The following is a 13103-nucleotide window of genomic DNA, read 5'->3' on the forward strand; positions in this document are numbered from 1 at the left end:
TTCACCCGGCGGAGGGGGCGACGTGAGCCCCTGCAAATAGTTCAGGCCAGGGATTGCAGCTCTTCATAAATCTTTCGTACCTGGCCTTCGATCGTTTCCAGAGCCTGTCCCCCGTCGATGATGTAGTCGGCCTTGCTTTTCTTCCGGGTCTGGGGCATCTGCGCCTCGATCCGCTTGACCGCTTCCTCCCGGCTGAGTCCGTCCCGTCTCATAATACGGCCGATCTGTTTCCGGCGGTCGATCGTCACAAGGATCACCTTGTCCATCAGCTGATACGATCCGGTCTCGATGAGCAAGGCGGCGTCGAACAAAACGACCGCTTTGGGATCCTTTTTCTCGATTTCCTTCCGCAGGCGCTCTTCCTCCATAAACACGTAGGGATGAACGATCGAGTTCAGCCGTTCCCTTTTTTCGGGATGGTCGAACACGATGCGGCCCAGTTCGGCCCGGTTGAGCGTCCGGTCCGGATTTAGGATTTCCGGTCCGAAGGACTCCACGATCCGGCTTAAAGCCCCCCGGCCGGGCTCGACCGCTTTGTGGGCCAGCTCATCCGCATCGATCAGATAAGCGCCCAACTGTTTGAACATCTGCGCCACCAGCGACTTCCCGCTTCCGATCCCGCCCGTCAGCCCGACAAGGAGCATCGCCCTCCGTCCTTTCTCATTCGTGTTTGTTGCCGGCGCATTCTCGTTCGCGCCCCGAATCTTCACGGCCGAATTTAAAGGCAATGATTCTACCATAAATCGGGGCGCCGTCTCCAGTCGCGTTGACTAGACGCATACCCTCTGCTAAACTTTCCCTATGAACGATGCCGCGAAGAAAATCCGGGCCCTTCAGGACAACATCGAACAGGTGATCAAGGGAAAACCGGAGGTGGTCCGGCTGACGATCACGGCGTTGTTGGCCCGCGGGCACCTCTTGATCGAGGATGTTCCCGGCATCGGCAAAACCACCCTGGCCCACAGTCTGGCCCGGTCCCTGGACTGCAGCTTCCGACGCATTCAGTTCACCAGCGACCTGCTTCCCTCCGACATCCTGGGGGTCACCATTTATAATCAGCAGACCCAGACCTTTGAATTCAAACTCGGGCCGATCTTCGCGAACATTATTTTGGCGGACGAGATCAACCGGACCACGCCCAAGACCCAGTCCAGTCTTCTGGAAGCCATGAACGATGCCCAGGTCTCCGTGGACAGCCACACCTACCCGCTTCCCAGCCCGTTCATGGTCATGGCCACGCAGAATCCTCTCGAACACCACGGAACCTATCCCTTGCCCGAGTCGCAGCTGGACCGCTTCCTGATGCGGATCGGAATCGGCTATCCCGACCCCGAAAACGAGAAGGTCATCCTGACCACCCAGCGACTTTTTCAACCGGCCGGCGACCTCAAACCGGTCCTGAGCACGCACGAGGTCCTGGAGCTTCAAAACGCCGTCGACCGCGTCCGCGTGGATGAAAATCTGGTGGACTATCTTCTGTCCCTGACCCTGGCGACGCGGAGCAACGAACGGTTTGCGTTGGGGGTCAGTCCGCGCGGCGCCATGGCGTTGCACAAGACCGCGCAGGCTTACGCCCTGGTCGACGGACGGAATTACTGCGTCCCCGACGATATCAAACGGCTGGCCCCGCTGGTCTTCGCCCACCGCGTGATTCTCAACACCCAGTTCGAAACCGACGGCCGCCGCAGCGAGGACGCCGAGCGCATCGTTCAAGAATTGGTGAACCAGGTCGCCGTTCCGCTTTGAGCGGGAATCCATCTTTTTATGTCCTCCTTCCTCACCAGACTTCAGCGGCTGATCTACCGGAACCGCTCGATCACCTTCACGCCGACCGGCACCCGTTTCGTGCTTCTCACCTTGGCCGTCGGCGTGGCGGCGGTGAACACCGGGAACAACCTCCTCTATCTCATCCTCGGGATGATGCTGAGCCTGATCATCGTCTCCGGGATTCTGTCCGAACAGTCCCTCCGCAAAATTTCCTTCGAATGGCGCTTCCCCGTCCGAATCTTCGCGCAGGAGCCCGTTCCGGTCGAGATCCGGATCACCAACGGCAAACGGTTTCTTCCTTCCTATTCGTTCCGCGTGGACGAGGGAGAGGACGCGTCCCAGTCCGTCTACACCTTTCAACTGTCCGCCGGGCAGACCACCGTTTTCCGGAAGACGACCCGGTTTGAAAAACGAGGATTCCAGGCGTTGCCGCCGTTGCGGTTCCACACGGCCTTCCCGTTCGGTTTTTTTCAAAAGACCCTGATCCGTCCCCAGACCCGCACGGTGCTGGTCTATCCCCGGGTCCTTCCCCGACCTCCGGGCATCGACCGGATGACTTCGCGGCTCGGCCGGGACCACGAATACCCGGTGCGGGGAAGCGGCGCGACTCTCCACAACCTGCGGGATTACACGCCGCGGGACGACGCCCGCGGAATTCACTGGAAAGCCTCCGCCCGCGAGTCCAAGCTCCTCCTGAAAGAATACGAGCGCGAGGAGGACGACCACGTCCATCTGGTGTTCAGCAATCACCTGCCTTTTGTATCGGGGGACCGCTCCGGCGGAGAGGAACAAGGGTCCTCACATGCCCCCCGCACCCCCGCGCTCGGACGGGCCAAGCCCGATCCTCGCTTATTTTCTGGATCGGGGGGCCGCTCCGATGCGCCGGAAGCGGCGCTTCAGAATTTCGAACGGGCCGTCGAGTTGACGGCCTCGCTGGCCTATGAGTTCAACCGTCACGGCTATGCGGTCGACCTGCAGACGCTTTCTGAAAACGCCGACGGGCCGGAAACGCCCATGGATCTCGACGACGTTCTCAAAACGCTGGCGCTGATCCAACCGGTCTATGATTCCACGGAACAAAGCGAGCGGGATCGGATCAACCGGAGAATCGCGGCCCTCGCCCGGTCCGCCGCGTTCGGAGGGCGCCGGATCCTGATTCTTCCATCGCCCGACCCGATGTGGGACACTCTGCGGGGACGCTACTCGAACGTCCTGGGCGCCGGCGAACCCCGGTTCGAGGCCTGGTCCCGGACGGGAGGAAAACGCCCATGACGCTGGACCTCACGTTTCAGATCACCTCGCGCCTCCTGGCCTTGATCGGTTTGCTGTCCCTGATCTTGACGAACGAATTCTCCTTGTTATTCGCGTTCACGGCCGTCGCGGCGGTGGCGGCCAGTTTTATCCTCGTCCTGCGCGGGATGACCTTTAATCTGAACCGCCAGATCTGGACCTCGGTCAACTTGGCCGTGCTGGCTTTTTTCATCATCGACCTCTCGGTCTTTTCCCAATCCCTTTTGACCGCCAGCACCCATTTCATCGTTTTTCTGATGATCAATAAACTGTTCAACCTCCGGACGCCCCAGGATCATTTCCAGCTTTACCTGATCAGCTTCCTGCAGCTCCTGGCCGCCTCCACCTATACGATCGACGTCACTTTCCTGGTTTCCTTCGTGCTGTATCTCCTGACCGCCACCTGGGCCCTGCTGCTTCATCACCTGACGATGGAAAAAGCGAGACTCACCGGCCGGGGACCGGCCGGCCAGCCGTCCGGCTGGGCGTCCGGATTGACCTGGGCTTTTTTCATGAGCACGAACGGCATCGCGGTCGCCGCGCTGGGATGCGCCCTTCTTCTGTTCATGTTCATCCCGCGGGTCGGCCTGGGCTTTTTCCACCGAACGCAATCCAGCCTGATCCGGACGTCGGGTTTTTCCGAGGAAGAGGACCTGGGCGAGATCGGTTCGGTTAAAAAGGACCCGACCGTGATCATGCGGGTCCATCCCTCCCGTCCGCTTCCGGACGTCGAGGGAATTTACTGGCGCGGTATGGCATACGATTTTTACAACGGCCGGGCCTGGCGCAACAGTTTCGGCAGCGGCCGCTTCGTGTCCTCCGACGGCAACGGCGTCTTCAATCTGGCCTATCGACAACACCCCGAACGGGCGATCACCCAGGAGACCATCCTGGAGCCCCTGGACACCGCCGTTCTCTTCGGCGCGCCGGACGTGGTTCAGGTGGGCGGTCAGTTCTCCACCATCCGGGCGAACGCGACGAATTCCATCTCCCTTCCGGCGGTTCCGGCGACGCGGATCGAATACATTCTCACCTCCGTCCTGCCGGCCCTGACGCGGTCGGACGCCGAAACCCGGACGATTCCGGCCCCCGGCCCCCCGCTCCGGCCCTATCTCCAGATGCCGGAGGGATCCGACCGGATCGGACGGCTGGCCCAGGACATCCTCCGGGCGAGACCGGCGGCCGACACCGTCTTTCAAAAGGTCTCGACGATCGAAACCTACCTCCGGACCAACTACCGCTACACCCTGGACGTCAAACCGACGACATCCGGCATGCCGATCGAAGATTTTCTTTTCAGCACGAAGGCCGGCTTCTGCGAGCACTATGCCACGGCCATGACGCTTCTCCTGAGAAGCCTGGGGATCCCTGCAAGGTATGTTACCGGCTTCCTGCCCGGCGAATGGAACGATTTCGGCCGGTACTACACCGTCCGCCAGAGCAACGCGCACGCCTGGGTCGAGGTTTGGTTCGAGCACTCCGGATGGATCCCGTTCGATCCGACTCCGCCGGACACCTCGGAGGACGCCGGCGGTCTCTTCGGGTTCCTCCGCCGCTCGACGGACACGCTCCAGTGGTGGTGGAACCGCTACGTGGTCTACTTCAGCCTCCACGACCAGATCCGCATAGCCGCCGAGGTGAAGGACAACACGATGAAGATCCCCGTCCTGCTTCCGGCCATTCTAAAGAACATGTTCGACACCGTCTGGACCGCCTTCTCCTCGTTGCTCCTCCATCCGGTCACGGCGGCGCTGATCTTGATCGCGGCCGGCATCGCCCTGTACAAGGGCATGCGCCGGCTCAAGCGATCGAGCGGCCGGGCCGTCGCTTCCTGGCGAAAACGGCAGCGAAAGACCCAGGCGCACGCCTTCTACTACCAGATGCTCGACCTGCTCCGCGCCAAGGGCTTCCCCAAGCCGCCCGCCCTCACGCCCAGGGAATTCGTCCGAAAAATCCCGGCGGCGCCCCTGCCGCTCCGCCCGGCCGCGGACGAGCTGACCGACCTCTATTACCGCGTCCGCTTCGCCGGCGACGCGCTCTCCGATCACGAGCGGCGGCGCGTGAGCGAACTGCTTGAAGCCATGAAAGCCCCGACGCCCGCGGTGACTTAATGATACTTGTTTCAAGAAAGTCGCTTCGTGGACATGCAAATACCCCTTGACTCCCTCCCCTCCGTTTGCTAGCATCACGCCGTCGGATGAATGGAACCGACGTTCATTGTTTTCCATTGCTGCGCACCGCATTGACCTGGACGGGCATGCCGCTGCCCGGTCCGGACGGTCGAGGGAGTTTCCGTGCCCCGGTTTGAAGCCCGTCTCGTTTATTCGCAACCCGTCCTCCCCGTCGCCCCGTTCCCTTTGCGCATGGAATCGGAAAAAACCCCTGCTATAATTAAAAGGCCGTCAACCATTCCAAGGAGAGTTCGATGAAGATCCGATTAAAAAAAGCCGGCCGCTACCGGGGATTTCAGGTCGGCATCGACGCGGAGAAGGAGTCGCTCACGGTCGAAAATCCGGAAGGAAAGCCGGTGGCCAGCCTGGTCCTGGAGGATTTTCTGGAACGGCTGGGGGGCGTGACGCACGACTTCAAGCGGCAGTATCCCCGCCTTGATCTTGGGACCCACGTCAATTATCACGACGCGGACGGCCGCCTCTGCGAAGCGATCGCCAGCACCCTCGGCGGCGGCGGCCTTTTCATCGAACAGTTCAGCCCGCAGCCCGCGGGGACGCAGATGCGGCTTGAGATTCACCTGCCGGCCTCGAGCAAGGTCATTCCGGCCGAGGGCAAAGTGGTCTGGGTCCGCAAAAATATTCTGGAAAAGTTCTTCTATCCCGGCATGGGACTTCAGTTCACCTCGATTTCCGATAAAAACCGCGCGGAGATCCTCCAGTTCATTCACAAGTTCAACCGGCAAAGGGGGCTTCATGAGCCCCAACCGGAGGGCATGCCGTTTTGAAAACCTTCGTCGTAAACGGGCGACGCGCCATTGTCGCCGCTCTCGGGCGTACGCCAAAAACCCCTTGACACGGGCCGATCCCTTTGATAGCATCGCGCCGTCAGAAGAAGTAAGATCTGCATCTATAAATCCACCGTAACGCTGCGCACCGCGTCGACTTAGGCGGGCATGCCACTGCCCGATCCGAACGGTCGAAGGAGTGATCGTGCCCCGGCTTCCAAACGCACCGCTGTCAATTTTATCCCGCCCCACCCAAACGCTTCCTCATCGATCGCATCGGCGGAACCGTGTCCTCCCCATCCCTGCGTTCGGCTTTATCCTCCTAGCTGTTTTGATCAGCCCCGGCCTTTCCAGGGCCCACGACGAAGATCACGACGGGGCCGTCCGTCCGATCCTTGAATGCGTGACCCCCATGGCCGACGGAAGCTATTCGGCGTTGTTCGGGTTTAAGAATGAGAACGCCTTCACCGTTAAGATTCCAGTTGGATCGAACAACAAGTTTTCGCCGTCGCCCGTCAATCGCGGGCAGACGACAGCCTTCAAACCGGGCCGGATCGTCGGGGCGTTTCGGGTTTCGTTCAACGGTTCCAATCTGGTTTGGACGTTGGAAGGACCGGATGACGACCGCCGCACCGCCACGGCTTCTTCAAAATCGACCCGCTGCGCCAATCAAGCGCCTCATGCCGCGAATGATACCGCCGGCACGGTTCAAGGTGTATCGGTCACGGTCCAGGTACTGGCAAACGACTCCGATCCGGAGGGAACCGCGCTGACCGTGGCCGCGGTCGGTACCCCTGGCCACGGTTCCACAGTCATCAACGCAGACAACACCGTCGCCTATTATCCGGTCTCCACCTTCAGCGGGACGGACACGTTCAGCTATACGGCGCGTGACGCTGGCGGAGCCACCGGTACGGCGACGGTTACAGTGACCGTGACCGCCGATACAACCCCGCCGACGATTACTCCGACCGCCGCGCCTACGCCGAACGCGAATGGCTGGAATAACGCCGATGTGACGGTGAGTTTCACCTGCTCTGATTCCGGCAGCGGCGTGGCGAACTGCCCGGCGTCCATCACTGTCGTTACTCAAGGAACGAATCAGCTCGCAAGCGGTACGGCGAGCGACCTTGCAGGAAATACGGCCACCGCCCATATGGCTGTCAATATTGATAAGACCCAGCCGCTTATCACTATCACATCCCCTCAGAATGAGGCGGTCCTCAACGTCTCCAAACCCGGGATCTCGGTTCTATTTTCAGATGAAATCTCCGATATGGATGCGTCGACGGTTCATCTTTCTCTTGACGGTTTGGATGTCACTTCCGACGCGTTGATCACGGCATCCGGCCTGACTTACACCCCTAAAACAACCCTTGCGGACGGCTCCCATTCAGTCCTTGTGTCCGCTACGGACAAAGCAAATAATACGGGAAGCTCGTCGGCCACATTTACCACAAAGACAAGGACAAGACCTTTTATATTCCCCGAACCGGGATTTGATGCCGGAAGTTATAAAGATAGCAACAGTGCTTATAACGGACCTATGAAGGTTTCAGACATTAACAAGGACGGCATCCCGGACGTGGTCTTGGTCAACAACGGTGGTTCCGGATTTGGTCACAGCAGCAAGATCTCCGTGATCTTGGGCAAGGGAGACGGCGGTTTTCAAAACCCCGTCTCCTTCGGCGAGCTGAGCGGAGCCCCCGACACCGGATATGACGATATCGTGGCAGAGGACTTTAACAGCGACGCAATCCCGGACCTGGCCTTGACGGTTTCTCTCTCAAATAACCGGCATGAACTTCTCCTGTTCACCGGTAACGGCGACGGGACGTTTACAACGGGACCGAGTTATACCCTCAACGCCCCGGGAAGGATTTTAACGGGAATGTTCGATGCCGATTCGTATGTCGATACCGCCATTGCGGATCAAAACGGCGCCGTCCGTCTCTTCTACGGGATGGGTGACGGCTCTTTTAGCAACCCCGTGATGGTCTGGAGCGCCGACGCGGGCTCGGGGCTTACGGAGGCGGTCGCTTCCGATTTCAATCACGACGGTCTGGCCGATATCGGGTTGATTTTAGGAGACGGTTCGGGCGGTCACGAACTTTTGGTGTTGCTGAATAAAGACAACGGCGCATTCCAGTCTTCCACCGTCCTTCCGTGGGACGACAGCGTCTACCTATCAAACCTAACCGTCGGAGATCTCAATGGAGATGGTTTCCCCGATATTTTCATGATGAAAGACAACCCTTATTCCCTCCGGCCGGATTTGATCGTCTTCATAAATGACGGAAGCGGGAATTTTCAAGAGCCTCGAGTTGATAGCCCCGGGCTGGTGATCCCTTCAAACAACTATTCACTCCTGGGCGGTCGAACGGTCGAGTTCACCGATTTGAATGGCGATCGGAAGTTGGACCTTCTGATCGCATATCTTGGCACGGCATTCACATTTTTAGGAAACGGCGACGGGACCTTTCAGCCCCCTTCGGAATTTAGCACCGACGGCGGTTCGATGAATATCGGGGATTTTGATCAGGATGGAGCCCAGGACATCATTACAGTAGGAAGTTTCGATATTTTTATGCTCTTTGGTCGTGGCGACGGGGGTTTTATTGATCGAGTAGAAATTCCAACGACTGAAGCGATCTTTGGCATTGTGTCGGCGGATCTTGACGGAGATCATACCCCGGATCTTGTTCTCTCGGGAAACGGTTTTGTCTCTTTATTTTCTACGGTGCTGAACAGAGGAAATACCTGGATCGGAAATGACATCAGCCCTCCTTTTCAAGTGGATCGCACCTATCGCACGGGAATCGATCCCGTGGCCGTAAAGAGGGGGGACTTGAACAAAGACGGACATCCGGATCTTGTGGTTGCGAATGACTTATCGAATGACGTCTCCGTCTTGTTAAACAGCGGGAATGGCGACCTCAACGCGCCCGTTTCATATCCGGTCGGGTCGGCCCCCGCCTTTATCGCCCTGGAGGATCTCAACGGGGACGGCAACCCGGATATCGTCACGGTCAATAGCGGTTCAAATGATGTCTCCATCCTCCTGGGCAACGGGGACGGCAGCTTTCAAGCCCAGAAGATTTTTACCGCCGGACCGAATCCCAAGAGCCTGGCGATTGCGGATGTCAACGGCGATGGTCATCCGGATATCGTGGCGACGGATTACGATCCATCCGTCAATTACGTTTCGATTCTTTTGGGCAACGGCGATGGGACATTTCAGCCTTACTATCCATGGAACACCATCGGCCGCTTCCCTATCGCGATTCAAACGGGCGACTTCAACAGAGACGGCCTTGCGGATTTCGCCGTGGTCAATTACTTATATTATTCATCGTACGGGTTTCAAGCCAGCATGGTCACCCTTTTACTTGGAAAAGGAGACGGCTCGTTCGACGAAAAAATCGCCTATCAATCAAGCAATGTCTTTGTCTTCGATGCCATTTTAAGCGAGGACCTGAACGGGGATGGCAAACAGGATTTCATTGTTTTTGATTACGCGGCTTCCTCCGCGTGGGTGTTCTTAAATGACGGATACGGCCAGTTGGATGAGATGATACCCGTCGGGGGCTTGGAGGGCCTCTTATTATACGGAGGTCTCTCGGCAACCCTCGATGATTTAAACCATGACGGCCATCTTGATTTGCTTGTGGGAGGCGGGAGTTCTCTGCAGGTCTGGCTGGGGCAGGGGGACGGGACTTTTGCAAGAAGCTCATCCATCGGTGGATGGGAAGATGTGGCGTCGGTGGAAATGGCGGATTTGAACGGGGACGGTGTCCCGGACATCGCACTCGTGGATCATAACAACCTGTCGTTAATTCCCGGAAAGGGGAATGGAACCTTCGCCGGACAGGCTATCATCAATCAGGAGGCGGGCGTTTCTGAGATTTCAGGCATGGCCTCGGCGGACTTTAACGGCGACCGCAATCAGGATATCGTTCTGAGTGACGCTTTCTACAATCCGACGGGCGGCACACACGGCTATCCGAGGATCGAGCTCTACTGGGGGACGGGAGATAATACATTCAGACGGGGTCCGACACTGCAGACCTCAACTCTGCCCAATCGGGGCATTGTCGCAGCCGATATAAATCAGGACGGCCTTGTCGATATCGTGCTGGCTCAGGACCCGGGCGTGATGGTCTATATCAACAACGGGGATGAGACGTTCAGAGCACCCATCTCTTATACCATCAGTACAAGGTCGGTCGGCATACGGGTTGCCGACATCAATCAGGATAACCGTCTCGATATTGTCAGTCTGGATTCGACACCGATCAGCGGCCATCCCGGAGAGTTTTCATCGAGCCTCTCGATTCATACCGGAAACGGGGATGGAACATTTCAGCCTAACGGGACCATCCTGTTGGATCCGTTCGAGCCGTCCGATCTCCTTGTGCGGGATTTCAACGGAGACGGCTACCCGGATTTGGCCGTCGGCATGAACTTGGGCCATACACTTAGAATCTACCTCAACAATGGAAACGGGACCTTCAACGACCCGATGAGCTATGAGGTCGGGGTCGAACAGGGGACTTTGATCGCACAGGATTTCAATCAGGACGGTTTCATGGATCTGGTCGTCGGAGATTTGGAGTCCATAAACCTTTTGCTCGGCAATGGGAATGGGACGTTCCAACCCCCCGCCGCCTACGGATCGAACGGGCAAATGGTATCCACGGACTTTAACCTGGACGGCCGCATGGATATCGCCGTAGGTTCGGGCGGCACGGTCAAGCTCCTATTAAATCAGCTGCCCGCGTTATACACGCCCCCGTCCCCTCCTCAAAATCTTTCCGGCGCGGCCGGGGACGGCAGTGTCTCCCTGATCTGGGCCGCAAGTCCGGAAGCCGATCTAGCGGGTTACAATCTGTATCGAAGTCTTTATTCCGGGGGCGGTTATACAAAAATCAATGGCGCGCCGATCACCTCGCTTTCATACATCGACACCTCGGTCACGAATGGTCAACTCTATTTTTATACCGTTGCGGCTGTGAACACGCAGGGAGAAGAGAGCTCGCTTTCAAGCAAAATCAAGCTCACTCCCCATCCGGCCGATACGGCGGCTCCGTTGATCAAGATAACCATCCCGCTCAACGGCGGGATCACGGTCGACCCGCTTTTGTTCGTCTCGGGCACGGTTGACGATGTCGGCGCCGTGGTCACCGTCAACGGTCAATCGGCGGCTGTCCAGACGCAAAGCGGGACATTTACGGCCAATAATATCCCTTTAAACCCGGGCATGAACACCGTCGCCGCCACGGCCGTGGATTCGGCCGGGAACCGTTCATCGGATACCGTAACGGTCACATACGCTCTTGTCGCAGGAATGACGGGCACCATTCAAGATGCCGCGACAGGGGAACCCGTCTCGGGAGCAACGGTTTCCGTGCAAGATGCCGGGGGAATCCAAACCGTGACGACCGGGTTAGACGGCCTTTACATGTTTTTGCGACTGGTTCCGGGTGAGGTAACACTCACCGTGACGCCTTCCGTAAATATTTATCAAACCACAACCCTGACTAAGACGCTCTCACCCGGACTGGTCATGACGTTGAATATCCCGCTCGACCTCCGCCCGGCGATACTGACCGGCACGGTTTATGACTCATTTCCCGTGGTCGATAATCCAAAACCGTTCCTGCGGGTCTACAATCCGATTGCCGGAGCAACCGTGTCGGTCACGGACGGCAAGAAAACCCAGGCCGTTGTGACCGACGTCAGCGGCAAATATCGGGTCGAGAACATCACGCCCTATGAGATAACGGTCACCGTCGCGAAGGCCGTGTACGAAACCTTTATTCAGGACCAATTCATAAGTCCCGGGCAAACAGAAGGCATCGATTATCTTCTGGACAAGCTCCCCCCCGCCGCTCCCACCGGACTGGTTGCCTCGCCGATTATCCGAGGCGCGGCGCTGAAATGGAATCCGAACACGGAGAGCGACCTCCTGGGCTACAATGTTTACCGGGCAACAACGTCCGGCGGCGATTATTCCCTGCTCAATACAGCCCCCGTGACATCTCCTTCATACATGGCCGGCGGTCTGGCCGGCGGAACGACTTACTACTATGTGGTCACGGCGATCAATACATCGGGAAGTGAGAGCGGTTATTCGGCGGAAGTCTCGGCCACCACGCCTTCACCCACGCTCCCCATCAGCATCACGTCCCCGGCCAATGGAACGAATGTCAACGCCTCCAGTGTCATAATAACAGGGACAGTCGATGCTACACTTAATGAGATCGGTGTGGTGATTGAAGTGAATGGGCCAGATGGGATAGAGTCTGTTCCGGCGCACGTCAACCGGAACTCCTTTTCCGCCATGGTTCCCTTGCAGGCGGAAACGAACGTGATAACAGCCGTAGCCGTTAATCCGGGGGGCGCCTATGGAGAGGCGAGCATCACGGTCGATGCATCTATTCCGTCACAGGATGTACTGCTCATAGCCAATCCCGAAAGCGGCGTGCCCGATAGCACAACAGGGCTCTTCTCGGTGACACTTCGAGTCGAAACAACCCTCACGAATCCGGTGAGTCAATATCGGTGGGATTTGGATGGGAATGGAGTAATCGATCAAGTCGGCGCAACGCTAACCAAGGTAACGGCCCAATATCAGGCGGTAGGAATCTATTATCCAACCGTGTCCGTCACGGATACAAAAGGCAACACCTACACGGCCGCGACAATCGTCAATGTGTTATCCCGAGACGAACTGGATGCGTTGTTGAAGAGCAAGTGGGAGGGGATGAAGACAGCGTTGATCAACGGGGACATCGAAGGAGCGATCGGTTATTTTGCTGAATCATCTCAAGAGCGCTACCGAGGAATCTTTAATGCAGTTCAGTCCCAATTGTCAGACATGGTCGCGGGTATGAATACGATCCAGTTCATCCATGCAGACAATGGTATCGCCAAATTTCGGATCCGACGGCAAGAAGCAGCTGGCGAAATCACTTATTACATCTTTTTCGTGATGGATCAGGATGGAATTTGGAGAATCCAGCAGTTCTGAAAACGGAGCGGTGATATGAACTGGAGCAGAAAATTAAAGACGTGGCAGAAATGGGGA

6 protein-coding genes are annotated in these 13103 nt (G+C 57.7%); 5 read left to right on the forward strand and 1 reads right to left on the reverse strand.

Going from position 1 to position 13103, the window contains the following annotated elements; genetic code table 11:
* Positions 1-41 precede the first annotated feature (41 nt).
* Positions 42-644, reverse strand: a complete 603-nt coding sequence (coaE, locus tag VLY20_09075; protein ID HUK56793.1) for a dephospho-CoA kinase — start codon at positions 642-644, stop codon at positions 42-44.
* Between the two features lie 157 nt (positions 645-801).
* On the opposite strand from coaE, the gene VLY20_09080 reads away from it, so the two are divergent.
* The 5 genes from VLY20_09080 to VLY20_09100 all read left to right on the forward strand — a co-directional run bounded on the left by VLY20_09080 (position 802) and on the right by VLY20_09100 (position 13046).
* On the forward strand, positions 802-1746 hold the full coding sequence (locus VLY20_09080; protein HUK56794.1) for a MoxR family ATPase: 945 nt from the start codon (positions 802-804) through the stop codon (positions 1744-1746).
* 18 nt (positions 1747-1764) lie between these two features.
* A complete protein-coding gene (locus VLY20_09085) occupies positions 1765-3039 on the forward strand; it encodes a DUF58 domain-containing protein (protein HUK56795.1) in 1275 nt (424 codons plus the stop codon).
* Positions 3036-5168, forward strand: coding sequence for a DUF3488 and transglutaminase-like domain-containing protein (locus tag VLY20_09090; protein HUK56796.1), 2133 nt, complete (start codon positions 3036-3038; stop codon positions 5166-5168). Before VLY20_09085 ends, VLY20_09090 begins: the two co-directional genes overlap by 4 nt.
* Positions 5169-5482: 314 nt before the next feature.
* The gene (locus VLY20_09095; protein ID HUK56797.1) at positions 5483-6013 is read left to right on the forward strand and encodes a PilZ domain-containing protein; all 531 of its coding nucleotides are present in this window, start codon (positions 5483-5485) and stop codon (positions 6011-6013) included.
* A gap of 412 nt (positions 6014-6425) precedes the next feature.
* Positions 6426-13046 carry an FG-GAP-like repeat-containing protein gene (locus VLY20_09100; GenBank protein ID HUK56798.1) on the forward strand — a complete coding sequence of 2207 codons (6621 nt, stop codon included), beginning with the start codon at positions 6426-6428 and terminating at the stop codon, positions 13044-13046.
* Positions 13047-13103 lie beyond the last annotated feature (57 nt).

Source organism: Nitrospiria bacterium (assembly GCA_035517655.1).
Lineage (GTDB): Bacteria > Nitrospirota > Nitrospiria > JACQBZ01 > JACQBZ01 > JACQBZ01.

Excerpts from the sequence above, each read along its gene's own strand:
- coaE (HUK56793.1), bottom strand. The coding sequence starts at position 644 with ATGCTCCTTGTCGGGCTGACGGGCGGGATCGGAAGCGGGAAGTCGCTG.
- VLY20_09080 (HUK56794.1), top strand. The coding sequence starts at position 802 with ATGAACGATGCCGCGAAGAAAATCCGGGCCCTTCAGGACAACATCGAA.
- VLY20_09085 (HUK56795.1), top strand. The coding sequence starts at position 1,765 with ATGTCCTCCTTCCTCACCAGACTTCAGCGGCTGATCTACCGGAACCGC.
- VLY20_09090 (HUK56796.1), top strand. The coding sequence starts at position 3,036 with ATGACGCTGGACCTCACGTTTCAGATCACCTCGCGCCTCCTGGCCTTG.
- VLY20_09095 (HUK56797.1), top strand. The coding sequence starts at position 5,483 with ATGAAGATCCGATTAAAAAAAGCCGGCCGCTACCGGGGATTTCAGGTC.
- VLY20_09100 (HUK56798.1), top strand. The coding sequence starts at position 6,426 with ATGGCCGACGGAAGCTATTCGGCGTTGTTCGGGTTTAAGAATGAGAAC.